The 23247-nt window shown below is 71.7% G+C and carries 23 protein-coding genes; 11 read left to right on the top strand and 12 right to left on the bottom strand.

Annotation, left to right across the window (positions count from 1 at the left end; all coding sequences use genetic code 11):
- Positions 1 to 40: 40 nt before the first annotated feature.
- The 4 genes from ACFZAT_RS02635 to ACFZAT_RS02650 form a co-directional block, all read right to left on the bottom strand.
- The gene (locus ACFZAT_RS02635; RefSeq protein ID WP_391258982.1) at positions 41 to 1702 is read right to left on the bottom strand and encodes an FG-GAP-like repeat-containing protein; all 1662 of its coding nucleotides are present in this window, start codon (positions 1700 to 1702) and stop codon (positions 41 to 43) included.
- Between the two features lie 98 nt (positions 1703 to 1800).
- Positions 1801 to 3429 carry a TlrC/CarA/OleB/SrmB family ABC-F type ribosomal protection protein gene (locus ACFZAT_RS02640; RefSeq protein ID WP_391258985.1) on the bottom strand — a complete coding sequence of 543 codons (1629 nt, stop codon included), beginning with the start codon at positions 3427 to 3429 and terminating at the stop codon, positions 1801 to 1803.
- A gap of 253 nt (positions 3430 to 3682) precedes the next feature.
- Positions 3683 to 4438 carry a DUF2071 domain-containing protein gene (locus tag ACFZAT_RS02645; protein ID WP_391258988.1) on the bottom strand — a complete coding sequence of 252 codons (756 nt, stop codon included), beginning with the start codon at positions 4436 to 4438 and terminating at the stop codon, positions 3683 to 3685.
- A complete protein-coding gene (locus ACFZAT_RS02650; protein ID WP_391258991.1) occupies positions 4435 to 4863 on the bottom strand; it encodes a hypothetical protein in 429 nt (142 codons plus the stop codon). Before ACFZAT_RS02650 ends, ACFZAT_RS02645 begins: the two co-directional genes overlap by 4 nt.
- 183 nt (positions 4864 to 5046) lie before the next feature.
- Between ACFZAT_RS02650 and ACFZAT_RS02655 the strand changes: the two genes are divergently transcribed.
- Positions 5047 to 5964, top strand: a complete 918-nt coding sequence (locus tag ACFZAT_RS02655; protein ID WP_391258994.1) for a YhjD/YihY/BrkB family envelope integrity protein — start codon at positions 5047 to 5049, stop codon at positions 5962 to 5964.
- A gap of 63 nt (positions 5965 to 6027) precedes the next feature.
- Here the strand turns inward: ACFZAT_RS02655 and ACFZAT_RS02660 are convergent, their stop codons facing one another.
- On the bottom strand, positions 6028 to 6531 hold the full coding sequence (locus tag ACFZAT_RS02660) for a DUF664 domain-containing protein (protein ID WP_391258997.1): 504 nt from the start codon (positions 6529 to 6531) through the stop codon (positions 6028 to 6030).
- Between the two features lie 195 nt (positions 6532 to 6726).
- Between ACFZAT_RS02660 and ACFZAT_RS02665 the strand changes: the two genes are divergently transcribed.
- Positions 6727 to 7320 carry a hypothetical protein gene (locus ACFZAT_RS02665; RefSeq protein ID WP_391259000.1) on the top strand — a complete coding sequence of 198 codons (594 nt, stop codon included), beginning with the start codon at positions 6727 to 6729 and terminating at the stop codon, positions 7318 to 7320.
- A gap of 11 nt (positions 7321 to 7331) precedes the next feature.
- Here the strand turns inward: ACFZAT_RS02665 and ACFZAT_RS02670 are convergent, their stop codons facing one another.
- The gene (locus ACFZAT_RS02670; RefSeq protein WP_391259002.1) at positions 7332 to 7703 is read right to left on the bottom strand and encodes a DUF192 domain-containing protein; all 372 of its coding nucleotides are present in this window, start codon (positions 7701 to 7703) and stop codon (positions 7332 to 7334) included.
- Between the two features lie 98 nt (positions 7704 to 7801).
- Between ACFZAT_RS02670 and ACFZAT_RS02675 the strand changes: the two genes are divergently transcribed.
- From ACFZAT_RS02675 to ACFZAT_RS02690, 4 genes are all read left to right on the top strand, one after another.
- A complete protein-coding gene (locus tag ACFZAT_RS02675) occupies positions 7802 to 8611 on the top strand; it encodes a prepilin peptidase (RefSeq protein WP_391259005.1) in 810 nt (269 codons plus the stop codon).
- Positions 8612 to 8894: 283 nt separating this feature from the next.
- On the top strand, positions 8895 to 9686 hold the full coding sequence (locus tag ACFZAT_RS02680) for a methyltransferase domain-containing protein (RefSeq protein WP_391259008.1): 792 nt from the start codon (positions 8895 to 8897) through the stop codon (positions 9684 to 9686).
- A gap of 121 nt (positions 9687 to 9807) precedes the next feature.
- The gene (locus ACFZAT_RS02685; RefSeq protein ID WP_391259012.1) at positions 9808 to 10266 is read left to right on the top strand and encodes a hypothetical protein; all 459 of its coding nucleotides are present in this window, start codon (positions 9808 to 9810) and stop codon (positions 10264 to 10266) included.
- Positions 10267 to 10330: 64 nt separating this feature from the next.
- Complete coding sequence (locus ACFZAT_RS02690; RefSeq protein WP_391259015.1) at positions 10331 to 10864, top strand: hypothetical protein; 534 nt, start codon at positions 10331 to 10333, stop codon at positions 10862 to 10864.
- A 271-nt stretch (positions 10865 to 11135) separates the two neighbouring features.
- Here ACFZAT_RS02690 and mgrA read toward each other — a convergent pair whose 3' ends face one another.
- Positions 11136 to 12176, bottom strand: coding sequence for an L-glyceraldehyde 3-phosphate reductase (gene mgrA, locus ACFZAT_RS02695; protein ID WP_391259018.1), 1041 nt, complete (start codon positions 12174 to 12176; stop codon positions 11136 to 11138).
- Positions 12177 to 12376: 200 nt separating this feature from the next.
- Here mgrA and ACFZAT_RS02700 point away from each other — a divergent pair, with 200 nt between their 5' ends.
- From ACFZAT_RS02700 to ACFZAT_RS02715, 4 genes are all read left to right on the top strand, one after another.
- A complete protein-coding gene (locus tag ACFZAT_RS02700) occupies positions 12377 to 13138 on the top strand; it encodes an isoprenyl transferase (protein WP_147970648.1) in 762 nt (253 codons plus the stop codon).
- A 185-nt stretch (positions 13139 to 13323) separates the two neighbouring features.
- Entirely contained in the window at positions 13324 to 14646 is a 1323-nt protein-coding gene (locus tag ACFZAT_RS02705; protein ID WP_391259021.1) for a PhoH family protein, read from the top strand.
- 389 nt (positions 14647 to 15035) lie between these two features.
- Positions 15036 to 15743 carry a lytic transglycosylase domain-containing protein gene (locus tag ACFZAT_RS02710; RefSeq protein WP_391259024.1) on the top strand — a complete coding sequence of 236 codons (708 nt, stop codon included), beginning with the start codon at positions 15036 to 15038 and terminating at the stop codon, positions 15741 to 15743.
- Positions 15744 to 15874: 131 nt separating this feature from the next.
- Positions 15875 to 17275 carry an AI-2E family transporter gene (locus ACFZAT_RS02715; RefSeq protein ID WP_391259027.1) on the top strand — a complete coding sequence of 467 codons (1401 nt, stop codon included), beginning with the start codon at positions 15875 to 15877 and terminating at the stop codon, positions 17273 to 17275.
- Between the two features lie 77 nt (positions 17276 to 17352).
- On the opposite strand, the gene ACFZAT_RS02720 is transcribed toward ACFZAT_RS02715, so the two are convergent.
- Together ACFZAT_RS02720 and ACFZAT_RS02725 are read right to left on the bottom strand one after the other, a co-directional pair.
- The gene (locus ACFZAT_RS02720) at positions 17353 to 17886 is read right to left on the bottom strand and encodes a carboxymuconolactone decarboxylase family protein (protein WP_391259030.1); all 534 of its coding nucleotides are present in this window, start codon (positions 17884 to 17886) and stop codon (positions 17353 to 17355) included.
- A gap of 12 nt (positions 17887 to 17898) precedes the next feature.
- Positions 17899 to 18453, bottom strand: coding sequence for a peroxiredoxin (locus ACFZAT_RS02725; RefSeq protein WP_164636257.1), 555 nt, complete (start codon positions 18451 to 18453; stop codon positions 17899 to 17901).
- A 132-nt stretch (positions 18454 to 18585) separates the two neighbouring features.
- Here ACFZAT_RS02725 and ACFZAT_RS02730 point away from each other — a divergent pair, with 132 nt between their 5' ends.
- Positions 18586 to 19551, top strand: a complete 966-nt coding sequence (locus ACFZAT_RS02730) for a LysR substrate-binding domain-containing protein (RefSeq protein ID WP_391259034.1) — start codon at positions 18586 to 18588, stop codon at positions 19549 to 19551.
- 22 nt (positions 19552 to 19573) lie between these two features.
- Here ACFZAT_RS02730 and ACFZAT_RS02735 read toward each other — a convergent pair whose 3' ends face one another.
- From ACFZAT_RS02735 to ACFZAT_RS02745, 3 genes are read right to left on the bottom strand one after another with little or no spacing between them, the layout of a single operon-like run.
- Positions 19574 to 21964 (bottom strand): FtsX-like permease family protein, encoded by a 2391-nt coding sequence (locus ACFZAT_RS02735; RefSeq protein WP_391259036.1) that lies wholly within the window; start codon positions 21962 to 21964, stop codon positions 19574 to 19576.
- Positions 21961 to 22647 carry an ATP-binding cassette domain-containing protein gene (locus tag ACFZAT_RS02740; RefSeq protein ID WP_391259039.1) on the bottom strand — a complete coding sequence of 229 codons (687 nt, stop codon included), beginning with the start codon at positions 22645 to 22647 and terminating at the stop codon, positions 21961 to 21963. The genes ACFZAT_RS02735 and ACFZAT_RS02740 overlap by 4 nt, the downstream gene beginning before the upstream one ends.
- Positions 22644 to 23168, bottom strand: coding sequence for a PadR family transcriptional regulator (locus tag ACFZAT_RS02745; protein WP_073964203.1), 525 nt, complete (start codon positions 23166 to 23168; stop codon positions 22644 to 22646). Before ACFZAT_RS02745 ends, ACFZAT_RS02740 begins: the two co-directional genes overlap by 4 nt.
- Between the last annotated feature and the right edge of the window lie 79 nt (positions 23169 to 23247).

Here is a 23247-nt window from a genome sequence, read left to right on the forward strand (position 1 = left end):
GCGGTGGCGGCCCGCACCAGGGCCGCCGCCGCGCGGGGGATCAGTACAGGGCCTTGTACTTGTTGAAGTCGGAGTCGATCAGTACGCGCTTGCTCAGCTCACCCGTCCCGGTCGACGCGTAGCGGTAGAGATCGCCGTAGCCGTTGACCCCGACCAGGCCCGTTCTGCCGTCCCCGTTGAGGTTGTCCACGGCGGCGAACTTGTTGTAGATGTCGAAACCGGAGCCGATCTCGACGCGCGCCTTCAGCGGTGCGGACGCCTTCCCCGTGCCCTCGTAGAGGTACAGCGTGCCGTCCTTGGCGATCGCCACCACGTCCGCCCGGCCGTCACCGGTGAGGTCCCCGGCGCCGACGACGAAGCGGTAGGTGCCGTAGCCGTAGCCCACCTTGACCCTCGCCGCGAACGCGGTGCCCTGGCCGTTCCCCTGGTACAGGAACAGGTCGCCCTTGGAGTCGCGGGCGAGGAGGTCGCCCGCGCCGTCACCGCTCAGGTCGCCCGGGCCGACGATGTCGTCGTAGACGCCCCATCCGGCACTGATCTGCTTGTATTCGACGTACAGCTCGTCGTCCTCCACCCGGAGGACGTCGGACTTCCCGTCGCCGTCGAGGGAGGAGGCGTTCCGCACGAGGCCGTCGCGGGAGTTGTACGGACTCTCACTCGCCCCGTAGAGCTCGCCGTTGTTCAGGGATTCGTACACATACCCGAAGCCCTCGGGATCGGCGGCTATGACGTTGCGCTTGCCGGAGTCCGGGTTGCCGCCCGCCCCGGCGAACAGGGACGCCTTCTGCCACCCCGACGTTCCGGTGATCCTCGCCTGCACCCGGCCGTCGCCCAGGGAGTGGTAGACGTACGTGTCACCGTTCGTCCTGCGGCCCATGAGGTCGCCGCGACCGTCGCCGTTGACGTCGTCGAGGCCCACGAGCTGGTTGTACGTGTCGTACCCGTAACCGATCTTGAACGGCGCCTCGAAGGGCTCCGACGGGTCACCGGTGCCCTCGTGGAAAAAGAGGTCACCGGCGGGCGTCCGGGTGACGACGTCGCCGATGCCGTCGTCGGTGGCGTCGTTCATGCCGACGATCTGGTCGTACGCCTGCCAGCCCGAGGCCACCTTGACGCCGGGTTCGAAGGGCCGGCCCTCGATGCGCCCGGTGGAGACGTAGAGATAGAGGTCGCCGGAGGGTGTGCGCGCGATCAGGTCGTTGTGACCGTCACCGGTCAGGTCGCCGGGCGCAACGACCTTGTTGTACTTCTGCCAGCCGTTGCCGGACCAGGTGGGAGGACCGGCGTTCCTGTCCGGGCTGAAGCAGGTGCGCAGCGTGAGGGTCCCGGACGCCGTCAGGGTCAGGATCTCGGGCTCGCCATCGCCTTGCAGGTCGCCCGGCGCGATGACGTCCTTGTAGACGACGTAGTTGGCCGGATCCTCTTCGTTGTTGAGCACGAAGGGATAGTCCTGCGTCCTCCCGCCCGGCGACAGATACAGATAGCCCTTCCGGTTCTGGTAGAGGATGTTGTCGCCGGAGATGTTGCGCGGCGTCGAGCCGACGGCCTTCGGCGCATCGGCGGCCTTCACGTCGTCGGCCGAGGCCGGGGCCGCCAGTAGCGTGCCGGCGGCGAGGACGAGCGCGGTGCAGGCCGCGACCCGGCTCGCGCGCTTCGAACGCGCGTGGCCGGTGCGGCCGGATGTCGGTGAAGACAGGTGCAAAGCTCCCCCAGGGGTTGTTTATGAGCCAGCTGCCCATACGCCGACTGGCGTTCATGTGACTGGTGCCGGACCCCCTTGGAGGGGGCCGGTTTCAGCCATCAAGGCATGACCCGTCCACCGTCCAGTTCCAGCCGCCTCCCGCGGAAGCGGTCCCGCAGCCGCCGGTCGTGCGTGACGACGACCACCGCACCCCCGAACCCGGCCAGCGCGCCCTCCAGCTCCTCCACCAGCGCCGGCGCGAGGTGGTTCGTCGGCTCGTCGAGCAGCAGCAGATCGACGGGTGCGCCGACCAGACGGGCCAGTTCGATCCGGCGCCGCTGCCCGTAGGACAGCTCGCCCACCCGGAGGCGCAGGTCCGCCGGGCCGAACAGGCCCAGCGACAACAGGTGTTCCGTGTGCGCGTCGAGGTCACCGCCGCGCCCGTGGGCGTAGGCCTCCGGGAGCGTCAGTCCGGCCGGCCACGGCGTCTCGTCCTGGCGCAGGTGCCCGACCCGCCCCCACGTCCGCACGGTCCCGGCGTCCGGCCGCAGCTCACCCGCGAGCACTCGCATCAGCGTCGACTTGCCGGCCCCGTTCGCCCCCGTGACCAGCAGCCGTTCCGTGCCCCCGATCCGCAGCGCGGGCACGGAGAGGCGGTGGCCGACGCGGACCCCGGCCAGCTCCGCCGCGACCGGGGGAGCCGACGTCCCGGCGGTGGTCACCCGGGCGGCGAACACCAGCGGATCCGGCGGCGGAGCGACCGGCCGCTCCGTGAGCCGCTCGACCCGCTCCTTCGCGTTGCGGATGCGGACCATCGCCCCGTGCCCCCGCCCCCGCGCCCGGAACCCGCCGTGCCCGAACACGCTGAGCGGCACCTTGCGCGGGATCGCGTCCAGCCGCGCCACATTGGACGCGGCCAGCTCGCGGTTGCGGGCCAGCTCCTCGCACCAGTCCGCGTACTCCCGCAGCCGGCGCCGGCGATCGGCGGCCTTCGCGGCGAGGTAGCCCTCGTAGCCGTCCCCGTACCGGGTCACCCGGCCCTCGCCGACCTCCAGGATCGTCGTGGTGACCCGCTCCAGGAACACCCGGTCGTGGGTCACCGCGAGCACGGTGCCCCGGTGCGCCCGCAGGTGGTTCTCCAGCCAGTCCACCGCCCCGTCGTCCAGGTCGTTGGTCGGCTCGTCGAGCAGCAGCAGCTCGGGCCGGGAGGCCAGCGTCCCCGCCAGCGCCAGCCGCGACCGCTCGCCGCCCGACAGCGTGGACAGCGGCCGGTCCCGGTCCAGGCCGGGCAGTCCGAGACCGTGCAGGGCGATGTCCACCCGCGCGTCGGCCTCGTAACCGGCCCGCGACTCGTACCGCGCGACCAGCTCCGCGTACGCCTCCAGCGCGGCGGTCAGCTCCGGGCCGGCCAGACCCGCGAGCCCGGCCTCGGCCCGGCGCATCCGGGCCTCCAGCTCCCGCAGCCCGGCCAGCGCCGCGTCCACCGCGTCCTGGACGGTGGCCCCGGCGGGCAGGGCGAGCGACTGGGCGAGGTAACCCGAGCCGCCGGGCGCGACGACGGTCAGCTCCCCGTTGTCGGGCCGGTCGAGCCCGGCGATCAGCCGGAGCAGCGTGGACTTGCCGGCGCCGTTGTCGCCGATGATGCCGGCCCGTTCGCCGGGCCCGACGGTGAAGGTGACGTCGTCCAGCACGACGCGGTCGTCGTAGCGGCGGGTGACGTGCTGAAGGGTGAGTTGTCCGGTGTGCAAGAAAAGCCCCCTGATTCTCGGCCCGTGCCGATCGGCGCGCGGTGGTCGGGGCGCGTCCGCGCACGCCGGCGGCACACCGCGGCCGGGTGCCGGAAGGGCAGGCGTCACGGAGCTGCGAAAGCGTGGAGAAGCGGATGCGCGGGAGAATGCGCTACTGCGGAGCCGAGCTCAACGCAGGCGCAGGGGGAATGTCACAGAGAACCCATGCGCACCAAGGTAGGCGGGGCCCAGGGCGCCGGCAAGCGATTTTCGGTCAGGCCGGGCCCGCCGGGGCGGCCGGTCGGGACGGTCCGCCCAGCCGGACCGGCACACCGGGGGAGTACAGCACGCTGACCGGGGCCCCGTCCGGGGCCGGCAGGCCCGCCGCCTCGATCAGGTTCTCCTCGCAGGCGAGCAGGTCCGCGCGGTGCAGGGGCCAGCGGGGGTGGTCGTTGCGCAGATAGGCGGTACGGCCGAGGACGGACTGGTGCAGGCCCCAGCGCGCGGTGAGGAAGTGCTCCAGCTCCGTCGGCCGGTCTATGCGTTCACCGGGGCGCACGGTGATGCGGCTGTACGCGCCACGAGGGCCGGGTACGCGGCGCGTGCTGGTGTAGCCGATCGTGTCGCCGGCAGCCTCCACCCGCATCCGGGACCACACGTACGGCAGGCCGAAGCCCAGCCGGCCCATCGCCGCGGGCAGCAGCCGGGACGCGTCCAGCGAGCGGAAGACGACCCCGCGCCGTCCCCGCTCGTCGACCGAGTACAGGCGGACGTTCGTCTCGGGGAACGAGCCGAGATACGGCACCCCGGGCAGCCCCAGCCACCCCACCCGGTGCATCCGGAAGGCCACCAGACCGACGTAGGTGACCCCCTCCCACCTGTCGGGCACCGTCCCCGCCGGCAGCAGCCGCGCCACCGCCTCGGGCTCCACGGCCCAGTGGACGAAGCAGAGGTCCAGCCACTGCTGGGTCAGGAGCGGGCGGCGCAGGACATCGGGGGCATCGGGTGTCACGGGCGAGGGCATCGTCACGGGCCAAGCGTGGCAGGGCCGTCCGGCGCCTTCCCCACGGGATCCGGGATCGCGGCAAGCTCCGCGATGAGGTCCGGGTCGCGCATCCCGGGCAGCTCGTATCCCCTGGCCTCGTCCCACGCCACGTCCAGGTCGTCCATGTGCACCCGCCAGTCGGCGCCCGGCAGGGCCAGGCGCAACTCCGTGACCGAGTCCAGCACATGGGCCACCACCGGCAGCATCCGACCGGGGTCGAACGGCATCTTGGTGGAGCCGTCGAGGACGGTCCCCGGCTCCGCGGCGCGGGGGTCGTACACGTACAGGCTCTCCTCGTCCCCGTACGGGAACGACGCCTGGCGTGCGCTGACGATACGGGTGACGGCGGCCGACTCCGGCCCGGTCAGCGGGGTCGCGCGGCGCGCGGTGTAGTAGAGGGAGACGCTCATGGGGCGAGGGTACGGGCGGGGTACGACAACGGGGACCGACGGCGTCCGCCGGTGCGGAATCGGGTGTACCGGGCGGGAACGTGAGCAGAAGAGGAGAGGCGGGGCGCCCCCGTACCCCGACGCCGCCCCCCCGTACCCCGATACCGCCCCGTCCACACCGCTCACGTCCCCGGAGCCGCAACCGTGTCCAGCCAGTCCAGCGGCACCGCCGCCGGGGCCCCGCCCCACTCGCGCAGAACCGCGCCCACCGCCCCCGATCCCGGCCCCGGGAGGGCCAGGCGCTGGCCGCTCGCGCTGCGCCGCACGCCCGTCTCGCTGTGGAACGACGACATATCGGACTGGGCCGCGGCCCTCACGTACTACGCGATCCTCGCGCTGCTGCCCGCGCTCCTCGTGACCGTGTCCGTCATCGGACTCGCCAGCCCGGGCGCCACCGGTGCGCTGATCGCGGACATCACCGCCTTCGCGCCCGCCGAGGCCGCCGCCGCGCTGCGCGAACCGCTGGAGGCCGCCACCCAGCAGCGCACCGCCGTCTGGCTGCTCGTCGCGACCGGGTCCGTCAGCGCGCTGTGGTCCGCGTCCAGCTATCTCGCGGTGTTCCGGCGGGCGCTGCACGCCATGCACGGCGTATGCGACACCCGGCCGGCGCTGCGCCAGGCGCACATCATCGTGGCGTGGGCGGTCGGGCTGCTCCTGCTGATGATGACCAGCGCCTTCGCCCTCGTACTCACGGGGCCGCTGGCGCGCTGGGCCGGGCACCGGCTCGGCCTGACCCATGTGGGGGACGCGGTGTGGGAGGTCCTGAAGTGGCCGGTGCTGCTGTGCCTGGTCGCCGGGCTGATCACGGTCCTCTTCCGCACCGGCCCGGAGCCGGCCCGCCGTGCCCGGCAGGCGGTGCCCGGCGGGCTGCTCGCGGCGCTGCTGTGGCTGGCCGCGTCGGCGGGATTCGCGCTGTACGCCACGTACATCGGCTCCTACAGCCGGCTGTACGGCTCACTGGCGGGGCTGGTGGTGTTCCTGATCTGGGTCTGGTTCACCAACCTGGCGCTGCTGTCCGGGGCCCAGTTCAACGTGGAGCTGGACCGGGCCCGGCGCGGCTAGGGGGCGTCTTGCCGATCATGGCCGGGTCCGCGCCTGATCCGGCCCTGATCGACAAGACACCCCCTAGTCCCCGGTCGTCCCGTCCACGATCTCGCGGATGATGTCGATGTGGCCGTTGTGACGGGCCGTCTCCTCGACGAGGTGCAGCAGGATCCAGCGCAGATCGGGGGCCGTGCCGTTCGAGCGCTTGCGCTCGGCCCGGGTGTCCAGGTCGTGGGCCGCGACCAGCTCCCGGTGGCGGGCGGACTGCTCCTCGTAGTCCTTCAGTACATCGGCGAGCGGCATGTCGACGGCGATCCGCATCTCGCGGTCCGGGTCCTCGTCCGTCCACGGGCCCTCGTCCTCGCCGCCGAGGAAGACGACCTCGAACCAGTAGTACTCGACCCAGCGCAGGTGGTTGACCACCCCCGCGATCGTCATCAGTGGGGAGCCGGGCAGGGGCGCCCGCACGGCGTCCTCCTGCGAGAGCTCTTCGCACTTGGCGAGTGCGGTGGCGCGGGTGTAGTCGAGGAACGTGGTCAGCTGGGTGCGCTCGTCCCAAGCGGGAGGCGTATCGGTGCGTGTCATCGCCGCACAGCTTCCCGGGGGCGGGACGGGTTGTCCACCGCTTATGCCGTGCGGCGAAGGCCCGGACCCGCGTCCCGGACCAGGGGCTGCCCGTACGCTCGGGTACCGACCACCCGCCGGCCCCCCCACGCCGCCGCTCCGCGCGGTGTCGCGGGCGGGGCGGGCAGCCACCACGAGTACCGAGGTGACGCGCCGATGAGTGACGGTTTCTTCTGCTCGTACCACCTGTGCTGGAGCCGCCCCGACGCCGAGTCGCTGCTCGGCGACCTGGAGGCGGCGGGCGTGCGCGCCGACCACCCGGTCACCCGGCGTATCACCCTGATCAGCCCCGGAGCCGAACCGTCCGGTACGCAGTCGTGGGTGAGCCGGGACCAACTCGTGCTGCTGGCCGGGCTGCAACGCCTCGACCGGGTCGACTTCCTGCTGTGGCTGCCCGACGGCGAGGAGATACGGGCGAGAGTCGGCCGGGGCGACGACGGCACGGTGGAGCTGCGCTTCGGCCTCGGCGCGGCGGCCCGCGAGGCCCAGGAACGGGTGGTCCGCGCGGTGCGCGAGGCGATAGGGCGGGCCTCGCTGCTCTGCGTGGGCTTCGTGCTCGACCGCGAGGGCGCGTCGGCGGCCACCGACTGGGCGGGCTTCATCGTCAAGGGGGCCGTGTACTTCGACTGCTGGCCGGACACGCTCGCGCTGCTCCCCGAAGTGGCCGCCGCGCAGCCGCAGCTGTCCGGCGTGAACTCCTTCGAGCAGTCGCCGTGGGTCGTCTACGGCAGCGACGTGCCCCGCAGATAGACGGCGGGTCCCTACGGAGCCTGCTCGATCCGGACCTGTACGCCGGGCCGCAGCCCCCATGCCGACATCACGCCGGCCTCCGCCTCGATCACATGCCGGCCGCGCGGCCTGGGCAGCCCGAGCCGGCCCGGCCTCATCGTGTGGACCGCCAGCACGTTGAACTTCCTGTCCAGATAGGCCACATCGATCGTGAACCGCATCCGGAAGGAGTGCACGCTCCCGCACGGCGTGATCATCAGGGCCCCCTCGATCCCGTCCCGCCCGAGCAGCCCCCGCGCGCGGTGCCGGTAGGAGGCCGCGATCCGCAGCGGCACCCGGATCTCGGTCACCCCGTCCCGGTCCGTGATCGTCAGCGTCCCCGTGCCATCGCGCCATCGAGCCATGGCCCGACGGTAGCGGCGACCGGACCGTCGCCGGGCCCGAATCCACAGGCCCAACCCCCGCCCGGACCGCGCCGATTAGGATCGCTGGGGTGTACGCCATGCTGACAGGGGTCGCCGCACTCTGGGGCGCCGCGACCGGGCTCCTGGTCCCGCGCGCCGCCTACCGGTTCTCCGTTCCGCCCGGCGAACCCTGGCGGGACGCCTGCCCGGCGGGTCACCCCCTCACCGGCCCCGCCCGCGCCTGGCTGGGCGCGACGCGCTGCGGCGGGTGCGCCGAGGGCGCGGTCGCGGAGGTGCGCACGGGCGCGCCCGCTGCCGTACCGCCCGAGGACACGCCCGCTGCCGTACCGCCCGAGGCCGGGCCCCGCTACGCCCCCCACCGCCTCGCCCCCGCCGTCACCGCGCTCGCCTGCGCCGCCCTCGCCTGGTCCACCGGCACCCGGCCCGAGCTGGCGGCCTGGCTGCTGCTCGCCCCGGTCGCCGTGCTCCTCGCGAGCGTCGACCACCGCGTGCACCGCCTGCCGGACGGGCTGACCCTGCCGGCCGCCGGAGCCGCCGCCGTGCTCCTGGGCCTGGCGGCTCTGCTGCCGGAACACGCGGGCTCCTGGCTCTCCGCCCTCCTCGGCGGGCTCGTCCTGGGCGCCTTCTACTTCCTGCTCTTCCTCATCAACCCGCGCGGCATGGGCTTCGGCGACGTCAAACTGGCCCTCTCCCTCGGCACGGTCCTCGGCTGGTACGGCTGGCCGGTCGTCTTCGCGGGCGGCTTCGCGGGGTTCCTGTTCGGCGCGGTGTACGGGGCAGGGCTGGTCGCGCTGCGCCGCGCGAACCGCAGGACGGGCATCCCGTTCGGCCCGTTCATGATCGCGGGGGCGTTCCTGGGGCTGCTGTTCGGCGGCCTGGCGGCCTGAGCGAGGGGCGACTCAGCGCGTCCTGGCGCTGCGGCGCGCCACGCGGGCGCGGTTCCCGCAGGGCCGGGCCGCACCACCGTCATAGCGGCCGCCACCGCCACCGCCACCGCCCACTCCACCGGCCCGTTCCTCGCACTGCTGGCCGCGGCGACGGTCCTCCTGGTGCCGGCCGGCCCGCCCGGCAACCGGATCAGCGGGCAGCCGTACCCGGTCCACTGGTGGTGAGTCTGCCCCGCCCGTAAAGCGGTCGCGGGTGGCCCGTTCCGGCTGGGATCATCGCCCCATGACCGAAACGCCCGGCACCGCCTCCCGTGAAGCCGACCGGTTCGATGCCCTCGTCGCCGAGGCGGACCGTGTCTCCGTCGACGGGTGGGACTTCTCCTGGCTCGACGGGCGGGCCACCGAGCAGCGGCCCTCCTGGGGGTATGCGCGGGCCATGGGGGAGCGGATGGGGCGGGCGCGGGCCGCGCTCGACGTGCAGACGGGCGGGGGCGAGGTGCTGGCCTCCGCGCCGGAGTTGCCGCCGCTGGCCGTCGCCACCGAGTCCTGGGCGCCGAACATCGCCCGGGCCACCGCCCTGCTGCACCCGCTCGGCGTTGCCGTCGTCGCGGACGAGGACGAGCCGCCACTGCCGTTCGGGGACGGGGCGTTCGACCTGGTGGTCAGCCGGCATCCGGTGACCACGTGGTGGCAGGAGATCGCCCGGGTGCTGGCCCCCGGTGGCACGTACTTCTCGCAACAGGTGGGCCCCGCCAGCGTCTTCGAGCTCGTCGAGTACTTCCTCGGACCGCAGCCCCCGGAGGTGCGCGACGCGCGCGACCCGGAGCGGGCGCGGGCCGACGCCGAGGCGGCCGGGCTGGAGGTCGTGGACCTGCGGGCGGAGCGGCTGCGCACCGAGTTCTTCGACATCGGGGCCGTCGTCTACTTCCTGCGCAAGGTGATCTGGATGGTGCCCGGCTTCACGGTCGACGCGTACCGGCCCCAACTCGCGGCGCTGCACCACCGGATGGAGACCGAGGGCCCGTTCGTCGCCCACACCACCCGTTTCCTGATCGAGGCACGCAAACCCGCGTGAGGCCAACACCCCCACACGGCACAAAGGATGGCACTCTGGTCGCGAGCGCTCGGGGGTGTCTTGCCGGTCAGGGCCGGTCAGACCACGACCGACAGGACACCCTCAGGGGAAGGAGCTGGCCATGGACCTCGGCATCGACGGGGACGCAGCGCACGGCCCGCGCCGGGGTGGCTCCGAGTGGCTCAAGGGGGCCAGGATCGTCCGCGTCCTCGGGATCTTCTACCGCCCCGAGGGCCGGATGGGCGAGCCGGAGGCCGTCTCGTTCGTGCTGGACGACGGTCAGTCGGTCCGCCTGACCTGCGCCTCCGACGGCACCCTGCACGTGGGCGCCGGCACCTGGCCGCAGCTGCCCGACTGGTGTGTGCCCGCCGCCCAGTGGGAGTTCGCCGAGCTGGCCGGACTGCCCCAGCCCCCGGAGGGCGGCTGGACGGTGCTGAGCACGGGCGAGCGCCGGGACGAGCGGGGCGAGGTCCACGAGGCCGTGATCCGCTGCGAGGGCGGCCGCTTCGTGGTTGTCGGCGGGGACACCGTCGGCGTCCGCTTCACCCGGGGGCACCGGGGCGCGGCGGCCGCGACGTGACGGAACGGCATCGGATGCCAACTCCCGCCGTCGCACGCCCGGTTCCGGTCCGATACTCGTACGCATGACCTCCGTGAGACGTACGGCCGCCCTGCTCCTGACCGTTTGCGCCCTCACCGGCTGCGGGCACATCCTGGCCACCCCCGGCGACGCGGCGCCGCCCCCGGCCTCCGCCGTCTCGGTCCCCGGGGGCCCGGGCGACGGGCCGACCGCCGGTCAGCGTGCCGAGGAGGGCGGCGACGCCAACCCGCACTACGCCGAGAACCACGCCTTCCAGTCCACCTTCGACCTGTCCGACGCGGACCGCGTCCGGGGCGAGGCCGAGGTGAAGCGGGTGGAACAGGGACTCGCCGCGCTCGCGGAGGGGCGGAAGTCCACCGAGGACTCGGTCTTCCACGCACTCCACGCCCTCGGATACCCGGACGGATCGGTCACCACGAGCACCTTCGGAACGGACCGGACCTCCTTCACCGTGACCCTCGGGATCCTCTGCCTGGACGGCTCGCTGGACGGCGCGGTCAACGGAATCGTCAACGCGGAGGTGCACGGTCGCTACATGGAGGGAACGGGCTGTGTGAAGCCGCGCGGCGGCCACTGACGAGCGGAATGTGGACATCCTGTGGACGTCTCGGGCGTGTTTCCGGGGCCCCGCCGGGGCCGGGTGGTGTTCTCGCAGGTCAGAGGCGTACGGGAAGTGCCGACCGGTGACCGGAGCGGAGCCTTTCACTCTCGGAGAGTAATTATTTCGCGCCGCGGCACCCAGCATCACTTACGAAGGGTTATGGTGGAAACCCCCCCTCGGGCCGGTCCGTAACCCCCCCCCACGGACCGGCCCGTTTTTTGTGCCCGGCACCGGGCCGGGCACGCGTTCAGCCCCGTGCGGCCCAGATGTTGGTGCCCTCGGTGTCGACGGCGAAGACGTCGATCTCCTTCAGCTCCTCGGCCGACAGCTCCGGACCCGCCAGCGCCGCGACGTTCTCCTCCAGCTGCCCCACGCTCGACGCGCCGATCAGGGCGGACGTCATCCGGCTGTCGCGCAGCACCCACGCCAGGGCCAGCTGGGCGAGCGACTGGCCCCGGCGGCGCGCGATGTCGTTCAGCCCGTTCAGCCGGCGCACCACCTCCTGCGACAGCAGGTCCGGGTCGAGCGACTTGCCCTGCGTGGCCCGCGAGCCCTCCGGGATGCCGTTCAGATACTTCCCGGTCAGCAGCCCCTGGGCCAGCGGCACGAAGGAGATGCAGCCCATTCCGGCCGCCTCCAGCGTGTCCAGGAGCCCGTCCTCCTCGGTCCAGCGGTTGATCATCGAGTAGGACGGCTGGTGGATCAGGGCCGGGACACCCATCTCCCGCAGCAGCCGCGCCGCCTCGGCGGTCTGCGCCGAGTTGTACGAGGACACCCCCACGTACAGCGCCTTGCCCTGCTGTACGGCGGAGGCCAGCGCCCCCATCGTCTCCTCCAGCGGGGTCTCCGGGTCGAAGCGGTGCGAGTAGAAGATGTCGACGTAGTCCAGGCCCATCCGCTTCAGCGAGGCGTCCAGCGACGACAGCAGATACTTGCGCGAGCCCCACTCCCCGTACGGCCCGGGGTGCATCTCGTAGCCCGCCTTGGTCGAGATCAGCAGCTCGTCCCGGTACGGGGCGAAGTCCTGGCGGAAGAGCTTGCCGAAGTTCAGCTCGGCCGAGCCGGCCGGCGGGCCGTAGTTGTTGGCCAGGTCGAAATGGGTCACACCGAGATCGAAGGCGCGACGCAGGATGGCCCGCTGGGAGCCCAGCGCCCGGTCGTCGCCGAAGTTGTGCCAGAGGCCGAGCGAGACGGCCGGCAGCTTGAGACCGCTGCGTCCGCTGCGGCGGTACTCCATGGAGTCGTAGCGGGATGCGGCGGCCTGATAGGGGGAAGAGGAATCAGTCACGATTATCTCTTTATCACGGACTTGTGACAGGCCGAGTTGGGTGGGTGCGGGGCCCGCGCAGTAATGTGGCCTGACGGGACTGCCATGACACGGCGGGGCGATCCGCCCCCTTCCAGTGCGGCGATCCGATCCCCAGGGGACGACCCCGGACCCCTGCCGAAGGGGCCGGCGGGCCCGCACGGAACCGAGAGGTGGACTCAGTGAACTTGCGCGACCTGGTGTACGGGCTCTACGCGCGCCGGGTGGAGGCCCGCCTCGACCACTCCCAGGTGCCCAAGCACATCGGCGTCATCCTCGACGGCAACCGGCGCTGGGCCAAGGCGTCCGGCGGCACGGCGGCCGAGGGCCACCAGGCCGGGGCCGACAAGATCAAGGAGCTCCTGGGCTGGTGCAGTGAGACCGACGTCGAGGTCGTCACGCTCTGGCTGCTCTCCACCGACAACTTCGACCGGCCCGAGTCCGAGCTGACCCCGCTCCTCGGCATCATCGAGAACACGGTGCGCGGCCTGGCCGCGGACGGCCGCTGGCGCGTCCACCACGTCGGCACGCTCGACCTGCTGCCCGCCCACACCCAGACCGTCCTCAAGGAGGCCGAGCAGGCCACGGTCGGGATCGACGGGATACTCGTCAACGTCGCCGTGGGCTACGGCGGCCGGCAGGAGATCGCCGACGCCGTGCGCTCCCTGCTCCTCGACCACTCCGCCAAGGGCACCTCCTTCGAGGACCTGGCCGAGATCGTCTCCACCGACCTGATCTCCGAGCACCTCTACACGCGCGGCCAGCCCGACCCCGACCTCGTCATCCGCACCAGTGGCGAGCAGCGCCTCTCCGGCTTCATGCTCTGGCAGAGCGCGCACTCGGAGTACTACTTCTGCGAGGTCTTCTGGCCGGCCTTCCGCCGGGTCGACTTCCTGCGGGCCCTGCGGGACTACGCCGCCCGCCACCGCCGCTACGGAGGCTGAGCAGGGCGGGCTCCGCCCCGCCGTCCCCCGGAAGAGATCCGGTCGGCATGGCCGGCCGGGTAAGAGGGCATATCCCTGACAGGCCGGCGCCCGGTCACCAACCAGGTGGGCGCCGATGACAAGCGGGATGCTCCGCGACGGCCCGCCGTCGCACGCCAGCCTCTTCCGAGGGGGTACGTCCTTCCGTGGTGACCAGCACAAAGCGCCGCCTGCCCGACAGGCGCACCTACGTTCTCGACACCAGCGTCCTGCTGGCCGATCCGAACGCCATGGCCCGATTCGACGAGCACGAGGTCGTGCTCCCCGTCGTCGTGGTCACGGAACTGGAGGCCAAACGGCACCATCCGGAGCTCGGCTACTTCGCCCGCCAGGCCCTGCGCCTGCTGGACGACTTCCGGATCCGCTACGGCCGGCTGGACGCGCCGATCCCCCTCGGGGATCTCGGCGGGACGCTCCGCGTCGAACTCAACCACTCCGATCCCGGCGTTCTGCCCGCCGGCTACCGGTTGGGGGACAACGACTCACGGATCCTGGCGGTCGCGCGCAACCTCCAGGCCGAGGGGTACGACGTCACGGTCGTCTCCAAGGACCTCCCGCTGCGCATCAAGGCGTCATCGGTCGGCCTCCTCGCCGAGGAGTACCGCGCGGAGCTGGCGATCACCGACTCCGGCTGGACGGGCATGGCCGAACTGCCCCTCGCCGCCGACCAGGTGGACCTCCTCTTCTCCGAGGAGACGCTGTACGTCCCCGAGGCCGCCGAGCTGCCCGTCCACACCGGCCTGGTCCTCCAGTCCGAACGCGGCAAGGCGCTCGGCCGGGTCACGCCCGAGGGCAACGTGCGGCTCGTCCGCGGCGACCGGGAGGCCTTCGGCATCCACGGCCGCAGCGCCGAACAGCGCATCGCCCTGGACCTGCTGCTCGACCAGGAGGTCGGCATCGTCTCGCTGGGCGGCCGGGCCGGCACCGGCAAGTCGGCGCTGGCGCTCTGCGCGGGGCTCGAAGCGGTGCTGGAGAGGGGACAGCACAAGAAGGTGATGGTCTTCCGCCCGCTGTACGCGGTGGGCGGGCAGGAGCTCGGCTATCTCCCCGGCAGCGAGGCCGAGAAGATGAGCCCCTGGGCACAGGCCGTCTTCGACACCCTCTCGGCGGTCTCCGGGCGCGAGGTCATCGAAGAGGTGCTGGGGCGCGGCATGCTGGAGATCCTGCCGCTCACCCACATCCGGGGCCGTTCCCTGCACGACGCCTTCGTGATCGTCGACGAGGCCCAGTCGCTCGAACGGAACGTCCTGCTGACCGTGTTGTCCAGGATCGGCACGAATTCCCGGGTCGTCCTCACCCATGACGTGGCCCAGCGGGACAACCTCAGGGTCGGCCGTTACGACGGTGTGGTCGCCGTGGTGGAGAAGCTGAAGGGGCACCCGCTCTTCGCCCATGTGACGCTCACGCGTTCGGAGCGTTCCCGCATCGCCGCACTGGTGACCGAAATGCTGGAGGAAGGTCAGATCTGATACGGGTTGGGACGTTGACGCCGCCCGGCGGGCCAAGCAGCCTAGCCGGGCGGCGGCGTGTTGCGGCGCCTTTTCCGTAATTCAGGTCCGCCAAACGGGGTGTGACCTTTCACACGCAACGGAGAATTGCTTCCCCCGGTCTCGTTCCGGCAGAGTCTTGCTTCCGTCAGGCCCCGCATACGGCACACCGGCACCTCCAGAGGCGCCACGCACCACACAACTCAACAACCGCCGTCCGTATGCCGCCCGCGAGTACCACGCGGCGCTCCTTCCGGGGAGTCGCCCACCGGGCCCGTGCCTCCCGTGACCCAAGCAGTAGGGAGGCCAGTGTCAAGGGCACGATTGCGCCCGCGAGGTCACCTAAGCGGGCGATGCTGGAAGGACACCGTGTGAGCCGGATTTCGGTCCGGGGGTTCGCCGTGGCATCCGCCACCGCGGTCACCACCGTAGGCGCCGTCGTAGGCGTTGCATCGGGCAGCACCCCTGCTGCCGACGACAACAACTTCGAGGCGACCGCAGCCGACACCACGCTGCTCGCAGACATTCCCGCGGGCCAGCAGGCCCAGGTGCAGACCGCTTCGCTGACGCAGCAGGCCGACGCCCAGGCGTCCGCCGCCGACGCCGCCGCGAAGAAGTCCGCGGAGGAGACCGCCCGCGTCCAGGCCGCCAAGGACGCGAAGTCCAAGAAGCAGGCCGCCGAGGACAAGCTGGAGCGCGAGCGCGAGGCGAAGAAGAAGGAAGCCCAGGAGCGCGCAAGCCGCTCCGAGGTCCGCTCCACTTCGTTCGCCGTACAGAGCTCCTACACCGTGGCGGAAGTCCAGGCGATGGCTCGCCAGATGATGCCCGCCGACCAGTTCCAGTGCTTCAGCAACATCGTGAACCACGAGTCGAGCTGGAACTACCGGGCGAGCAACCCGGGCTCCGGCGCCTACGGTCTCGTACAGGCCCTCCCCGGCTCCAAGATGGCTTCGGCCGGCGCCGACTGGATGACCAACCCGGCCACCCAGATCAAGTGGGGCCTGAGCTACATGAACAGCTCGCGCTACGGCAGCCCGTGTGCCGCCTGGTCCTTCTGGCAGGCCAACCACTGGTACTAGAACCAGGGTTCACTTGCGCAACCTCGTGAAGCCCCCCGCCGTCCTTCGGTGGGGGGCTTCACGCGTGTACGGTCGTGCGGAACGCTCCCGGGGGAGCGGTGGGGAGAGCGGACGGGGGTAGAGGAAGCGTTATGTCGAAACTGCCGGGGTGGCTCGGACAACTGGGTGCTGAGCTGAGCAGGCTGAGCGAGCGTCTTGACGAACGACGGGCCGAGACGGAGGCCGACGACCCCCTGCTCGGGGGCCCGTCCGGTTCGGTCTCCGGCGAGAACGGGAAGGACGAGGCGGACCACGTGGACCAGGTGCCCGCTCCGCCCACCTACGCGCCCACCGTGGCCGCCCGGCCCGATCCGGTCGCGGCGATCCCGTGGGGGATGCGGGTCGCCGCCGAGGCGGGCTGGCGGCTGCTGGTGCTGGCGGGGACCCTGTGGGTACTGATGCGGGTCATCAGCGCCGTACAGCTGGTCGTGCTGGCCTTCGTCGCCGCGCTGCTCGTCACCGCGCTCCTTCAGCCGACGGTGGCCCGGCTCCGGCGCCACGGGCTGCCGAGAGGCCTGGCGACGGCCGTCACCGCGATCTCCGGCTTCGTCATCATGGGCCTGGTCGGCTGGTTCGTGGTGTGGCAGGTCATGGACAACATCGACACCCTGTCCGAGAAGGTGACCAAGGGGATCGACGACCTCAAGAACTGGCTCCTCGACAGCCCGTTCCATGTGACCGACAAACAGATCAACGACATCGCCAAGAACCTCAGCGACACCGTCGGCACCAACACCGAGGCGATCACCACCGCCGGGCTCCAGGGCGTCACCGTGGTCGTGGAGTTCATGACCGGCGCGCTGCTCGCGATGTTCTCGACGCTCTTCCTCCTCTACGACGGCGCGCGCATCTGGCAGTGGGTGCTCAAGCTGGTGCCCGCACAGGCGAGGCCCGGGGTCGCCGGGGCCGGTCCGCGCGCCTGGCGGACGCTGACCGCCTATGTGCGCGGCACGGTCATCGTGGCCCTGATCGACGCGATCTTCATCGGACTCGGGATCTACTTCCTCAATGTGCCGATGGCGGTGCCGCTGGCCGTCTTCATCTTCCTGTTCGCCTTCATCCCGCTCGTCGGCGCGGTGGTGTCCGGGGCGCTGGCGGTGGTCGTCGCGCTCGTCACGGAGGGCGTGTTCACCGCGCTGATGGTGCTGGCCGTGGTCCTCGCCGTGCAGCAGATCGAGGGCCACGTCCTCCAGCCGTTCATCCTGGGCCGGGCGGTGCGGGTGCACCCGCTGGCCGTGGTGCTCTCGGTCGCGGCGGGCGGCATGGTCGCCGGGATCGGCGGTGCGGTGGTGGCGGTGCCGCTGGTCGCGGTGACCAATACGGTGGTCGGCTATCTGCGGTCGTACGGGCAAGGGGAGTCGCGCCGCCACTCGCCGCCCCCGCACGGGTCGACCGCGCTCGACGCGGCGCCCGCCCCGGCCTCCGGCGCCCCGCCGGAGAAGGCGGAGAACCCGGAGCGGGGCGGGGACGAGCCGTCACCGGACGCCCCGTAGCGCGTACGCACAGGAAGAAGGGCCCCTCGGACGGTCGGTCGTCCTCGGGGCCCTTCTCGTGTTCCAGGGTACGGTGCCTACTCGGCGAGCACGGCCTCGGCGTCGAGGGTCACACCCACCGCCTGGATCACCGAGGCGATCTTGACGGCTTCCTGGATGGTCTCGCGGTCCACGCCGGCCTTGCGGAGCACCTGCTCGTGCGAGTCGAGGCACTGGCCGCAGCCGTTGATCGCGGAGACGGCGAGCGACCACAGCTCGAAGTCGATCTTCTCCACGCCCGGCTTGCCGATGACGTTCATCCGCAGACCCGCGCGCAGATTCCCGTACTCGGGGCCCGAGAGCAGGTGGCGGGTGCGGTAGAAGACGTTGTTCATCGCCATGATGGCGGCGGCCGACTTCGCGGCGGTGTACGCCTCCGCGGAGAGGTTGGCCTTCGCCTCCGGCTCCAGCTCGCGCAGCACCTTCGGCGAGCGCGAGGCGATCGCGCAGGCCAGGACGGTGCCCCAGAGCTGCTGCTGCGGGAGCTCGCTGTTGCCGATGACCGAACCGAGGTTCAGCTTCAGGTCCTTGGCGAAGTCCGGTACGGCGGACTTCAGTTCGTCGAGAGCCATGTCCGTATCAGCTCACTCGCCCGAGAGGAGCGCGACCGGGTCCAGGGTGTTCTCGCCCTTGGTCCAGTTGCAGGGGCACAGCTCGTCGGTCTGCAGGGCGTCGAGGACCCGCAGGACCTCCTTGGGGTTACGGCCCACGGAACCGGCGGTCACCATCGTGAACTGGATCTCGTTGTTCGGGTCCACGATGAAGACGGCGCGCTGGGCGAAGCCGTCCTCGCCCTCGATGCCGAGGTCACGCATGAGCTCGTGCTTCGAGTCGGCCATCATCGGGAAGGGCAGGTCGGTCAGGTCCGGGTGGTCCTTGCGCCAGGCGTGGTGCACGAACTCGGAGTCGCCGGAGAAGCCGAGGATCTGGGCGTCGCGGTCGGCGAACTCGTCGTTCAGCTTCCCGAAGGCGGCGATCTCGGTGGGGCACACGAAGGTGAAGTCCTTCGGCCACGCGAAGACGACCTTCCACTGACCCTCGTAGGTCTTGTGGTTGATCTGCTCGAACTCCTTGCCGCTCTCCAGCGACACGCAGGCGGTCAGGTCGAACTCGGGGAACTTGTCACCGACAGTGAGCACGCGCTCTCCTTGCAGCGTAGGTTCTCCCCTTTTGAGGGAGTTCCTGGGGGTTGGACGGTCTCCACCTTGGCACAGAGTGCATTGATCGCGGAAATAGCTACACTCGGTCGTGATGATCGGAGGTGCCTATCAGTGGTGCAGAGCAATCCGGGCAACCGGCCCAAACAGCCCAGCCTCTCGCAGCTGCGCGCCTTCGCCGCCGTCGCCGAACATCTGCACTTCCGGGACGCGGCGGCCGCAATCGGGATGAGTCAGCCCGCGCTCTCCGGAGCCGTGTCCGCGCTGGAGGAGGCACTGGGTGTCCAGCTCATCGAGCGTACGACGCGCAAGGTGCTGCTCTCGCCCGCCGGGGAACGGCTCGCGGTGCGGGCGCGCGTCGTGCTCGACGCCGTCGGCGAGCTGATGGAGGAGGCCGGGGCGGTCCGCGCCCCGTTCACCGGAGTGCTCAGGCTCGGTGTGATCCCGACCGTCGCCCCGTATCTGCTGCCGGCCGTGCTGCGGCTGGTCCATGAGCGCTACCCGGCCCTCGACCTCCAGGTGCACGAGGAGCAGACCTCCTCGCTGATCGAAGGGCTGGGCGCCGGACGGCTCGACCTGCTGCTGCTCGCCGTGCCCCTCGGTGTCCCCGGGGTCAGCGAGCTCCCGCTCTTCGACGAGGACTTCGTGCTCGTCATGGACCGCGGCCACTCGCTCGGCGGGCGCGCCGACATCCCCCGCGACGCCCTCCGCAAGCTCCCGCTGCTGCTCCTGGACGAGGGGCACTGCCTGCGCGACCAGGCGCTCGACATCTGCCGCGAGGCCGGCCGTACGGAGGGCGCCCCGGTCACCACGACCGCGGCCGGGCTCTCCACGCTGGTCCAGCTGGTGGCCGGGGGCCTCGGGGTGACGCTGCTGCCGCGCACCGCGGTCACCGTCGAGACGGCCCGCAACGAGGCGCTGACCACGGGGTACTTCGCGGACCCGGCCCCGACGCGGCGGGTGGCGCTGGCGATGCGGACCGGGGCGGCGCGGCACGAGGAGTTCGAGGAGCTGGCGGCGGCGCTGCGCGGGACGATGCGGGCGCTGCCGGTACGCGTGACGGAGGGCGGCCGGAGCTGACGTCCGGCCACCCTACGCGGGGTCACTCGCTGCGCAGCCCGTCCGGGCGCATCATGCGCCACAGCGGCGGCAGGGACAGCAGCGTGACCAGCAGGATGAGCGCCCCGCCCGCTCCCGCGAGGGGGAGGAACACCAGCCAGTCGGTCACCTCCTTGCTGACCATCCAGCACATCGCGGCGCCCAGGGCGAGGCCGCCGCCCACCGCCACCGCGAGGCCGATGACCACCGGGAGCGCGGTCTGCCAGAGCACCGACCAGGCGAGGGTGGCCCGCCGGGTGCCGAAGGCCACCAGGACCGAGAGCAGCCGCTTGCGCTCGCGCAGCTGTTCCAGCTGGGAGACCAGCATGGAGGCCGCGATCAGCAGCAGCGTGACCGTGGCGCCGACCTGGAGGCCGGTCTGGACGCTGGCGTACTGGCGGTCGCGCTCGACGGACGTCAGGGTGACCAGGCGCATGCCGGGGTCGATGCGGGCCGCGGTGTTGCGTACGTACTCGGCGGCGTCCGGGACGCTCTCGTCGATGCGGATCTGCGAGACGGTCGTCGCGCCCGGCAGGGTCGTCGCGTCGATCGCCCCGGGAGTCACCATGATCCCCCAGTGGTCCTCGCCCACCGGGTCCTTGCGGCTGACCACGGTCTTCGCGTCGGCGGGCAGCGTCCAGCGCAGCTTCCGGCCGCTCTCCGACTCGAACTCGACCTCCTTGCCCTTGCGGGCGGTCTTGTCCATCCAGCCGGCCATGTCCTTGTCGTTCCTGGGGTGCACGACGAAGGAGTCGCCGTCCTTGCAGGAGTCGATGGCGGCGACCTCGCGCAGGGTGGCGCAGTCACCGACGTTCAGCGAGGTGGTGGGCTGGATGTCGTCCTCGGCGTACTTCCCGGGCTTGGTGACGTACGCCTCGACCATGCCGATGACCTGGGTGACGCCCTTGGTGGCGCGGAACTCCTTGATGGTGTCCACGGCGGCGTTGCCGCTGACCTTCTCCGACACGGCGTAGAACTGGGCGCGGGTGGGGTCCTGCCCGGTCGCCTTGTTGAAGTCGGCGTTCATCGCCGCGAACAGCATCTGCACGGCCACCGCGCCGGCCACCGCCACGGTGACGCCGCTGACGGCCCGGGACGCCGTCCCGCTGCTCAGCTGGAGCCTGCGGGTGGCGAGCTGCCAGGGCACCGGGCCGCCGCGCAGCCGGTTCACGCACGCCTCGACCAGCCACGGCAGCAGCAGGGCCAGGCCGAGGAGGACGAGGACCGCGCCGGTGGCGATGGCGTACGGGTTGACGACCTCGTACTCGCCGGACTGGCCGTTGAGCGCGAGCACGCCGAGCCCGGCCAGCGGGAGCAGCAGCCGCCACCACAGACGGCGCTTGCGGGCCCGGCTGTTGCGTACGACCCCGAGCGGCTCGATCACCACGGAGCGCATCGCGGACAGCGTGACCAGCACGGCGGTCAGCGGGACGGCGACCGCGACGAGCAGGCACAGCCGCGGGTCGGGGGCGAGGTCCGACGGGAAGGCGCTGACGTCCCATACCTCGATGTAGCCGACGAACTGCCGGCCCACCAGGAAGAGGGCGAGGCCGATGAGCACCCCGAGCACCGAGCCGAACAGGGCCTCGCCCGCCGCGATCCGCCGGGTCGACCTGATGTCCGTACCGACCAGGCGCAGCGCGGCCAGCCGGCGGTCGCGGCGGTCGCCGCCGAGGCGCACGGCGGTGGCGATGAAGATGGCGACGGGCGCCAGCAGCACCACGCAGACCATGATCACCAGAACGACGAGCAGCGGGGCGAGCGGCGGGGTCGGTGAGGGGTCGCCGTAGCCGACGACGCGGTGCCCGCCCGCGGACGGGGTCAGGGTGTCGCTGCCGGCGTAGTAGACCAGCTCGTTGGGCGACCGCAGTCCCTCGTCCGCGATCGTGCCGGTCACCCTGTACGGGAAACGCTCCTTGAGCAGGGCGTTGCCCGAGTCGTCGAGGAGGTCCTTCAGCGCGGGGGAGACCACCATCTCACCGGCCGCCGGCAGGGCGTCGATGCCCGGCGGGACGACCGGGTGGGTTCCCTCCGGGCGCATCAGATAGCCGAGGATCGTGTGGTCGCGGAACTCCGTCTCCGTCGCGATCCGCAGGACCGTGGTGTCGGACTTCTTCGCCCGCGCGTCGGGGTTGTCGGAGAACTGCGTCTCACTGCGCGCGTTGGTCCGGTCGGTACGCGCGTCGAGCGCGTGCGGCACGGACGCGGCGAGGAACAGCAGCGTGACGCCGAGGCCGACGCCGATGGCGGTGAGCATCGTGCGGATCCAGCCCTCGCGCCCGCCGGCGGCGGCGAACCGGATACCGAGGGCGAGGTCGCGCAGCCAGGGCGCGGTGCGCGAGGGGCGGGCCGGAGCGGGGGCCGCCTGGGTGGGCTGCTCGTCCAGGAGCGTCATACGGCGTGCTCCAGGTCGAGGGCCCGGCCGTCGCGCACGGTGACGTCGCGGTCGGAGTAGGCGGCGACGCGGGCCTCGTGGGTCACCAGGACCACCGCGACGTTGGCGGAGCGGGCGGCGTCGGTGAGCAGCTGCATGACCCGCTCGCCGTTGAGGGAGTCCAGCGCGCCGGTCGGCTCGTCGGCGAAGATCACCTTCGGGGACGCGGCGAGCGCGCGGGCCACGGCGACGCGCTGGCCCTGGCCGCCGGAGACCTCGCCGGGGCGCTTGGCGCCGATGTCCTCGACCTCCAGGCGCTCCATCCAGGAGAGGGCGGTGCGCTCGGCGTCCTTGCGGCGGGTGCCGTTGAGGCGGAGCGGGAGGGCGACGTTCTCGACGCAGGTGAGCTCGGGCACGAGCTGGCCGAACTGGAAGACGAACCCGAAGTCGCTGCGGCGCAGGGCGCTGCGCTCCGCGTCGGACATGGCGGACAGCTCGTGGCCGTCGTAGGTGATGGTGCCGGAGTCCGGGGTGATGATCCCGGCGAGGCAGTGCAGCAGCGTGGACTTGCCGGAGCCGGACGGGCCCATCACCGCGACGACCTCGCCGGGGTGGACGGAGAACGAGGCGCCGTCGAGCGCGGGGGTCGACCCGTAGGTCTTGTGCAGGTCGTGCGCGGAGAGCAGGGAGCCGGCGGGGGTCACGGGGCCACCACTTTCTGGAGCTGGCCGAGGCGGGCGGCGGTCAGTTCCAGCCAGCGCAGGTCGGCTTCGAGATGGAACAGGGCGTGGTCGCAGATCAGCTGGTCGGCGAGGTCGCCCCGTCGCTTCCGGTCGGTGAGGATGCGCATCAGGCGCAGGTGCTCGGAGCGCTGGGCGTCCAGCACGTCCGCCGCGTTGCGGCCGGTGAGCATGGCCAGGACGACCTTGGTGTACAGGGTCGACTGGAGGTACGGCTCCGGCTTCTCGGGCTGCGCGAGCCAGGAGGCGACATCGGTGATGCCCGCGTCCGTGATCGCGTACCGCTTGCGCTCGGGGCCACCCCCGCTCTCCACGCCGTCGACCTCCACGAGGCCGTTCTTCAGCAGCCGGGACATGGTCGAGTAGACCTGTCCGTAGTGCAGGGGGCGGTCGTGCCCGAACTTCTCGTCGAACGTCCGCTTGAGGTCGTAACCGTGGCGTGGGCCGGACTCCAGGAGCCCGAGCAGGGTGTGGCCGATAGACATGCGGAGCACTCTACATGGTGTGTATACCTGCCGTGTATACGCCGGGGGTACACCCGGACGGTGCAGGTGAAAGGCCCGC

Source organism: Streptomyces sp. NPDC008163, assembly GCF_042956885.1.
GTDB lineage: Bacteria > Actinomycetota > Actinomycetes > Streptomycetales > Streptomycetaceae > Streptomyces > Streptomyces drozdowiczii_A.

Coding starts and splice junctions, on each gene's coding strand:
- ACFZAT_RS02715 (WP_391259027.1), top strand. CDS start 15,875: ATGTCGAAACTGCCGGGGTGGCTCGGACAACTGGGTGCTGAGCTGAGC.
- ACFZAT_RS02720 (WP_391259030.1), bottom strand. CDS start 17,886: ATGGCTCTCGACGAACTGAAGTCCGCCGTACCGGACTTCGCCAAGGAC.
- ACFZAT_RS02665 (WP_391259000.1), top strand. CDS start 6,727: ATGAGTGACGGTTTCTTCTGCTCGTACCACCTGTGCTGGAGCCGCCCC.
- ACFZAT_RS02690 (WP_391259015.1), top strand. CDS start 10,331: ATGACCTCCGTGAGACGTACGGCCGCCCTGCTCCTGACCGTTTGCGCC.
- ACFZAT_RS02650 (WP_391258991.1), bottom strand. CDS start 4,863: ATGAGCGTCTCCCTCTACTACACCGCGCGCCGCGCGACCCCGCTGACC.
- ACFZAT_RS02745 (WP_073964203.1), bottom strand. CDS start 23,168: ATGTCTATCGGCCACACCCTGCTCGGGCTCCTGGAGTCCGGCCCACGC.
- ACFZAT_RS02675 (WP_391259005.1), top strand. CDS start 7,802: ATGCTGACAGGGGTCGCCGCACTCTGGGGCGCCGCGACCGGGCTCCTG.
- ACFZAT_RS02670 (WP_391259002.1), bottom strand. CDS start 7,703: ATGGCTCGATGGCGCGATGGCACGGGGACGCTGACGATCACGGACCGG.
- ACFZAT_RS02735 (WP_391259036.1), bottom strand. CDS start 21,964: ATGACGCTCCTGGACGAGCAGCCCACCCAGGCGGCCCCCGCTCCGGCC.
- ACFZAT_RS02660 (WP_391258997.1), bottom strand. CDS start 6,531: ATGACACGCACCGATACGCCTCCCGCTTGGGACGAGCGCACCCAGCTG.
- ACFZAT_RS02680 (WP_391259008.1), top strand. CDS start 8,895: ATGACCGAAACGCCCGGCACCGCCTCCCGTGAAGCCGACCGGTTCGAT.
- ACFZAT_RS02685 (WP_391259012.1), top strand. CDS start 9,808: ATGGACCTCGGCATCGACGGGGACGCAGCGCACGGCCCGCGCCGGGGT.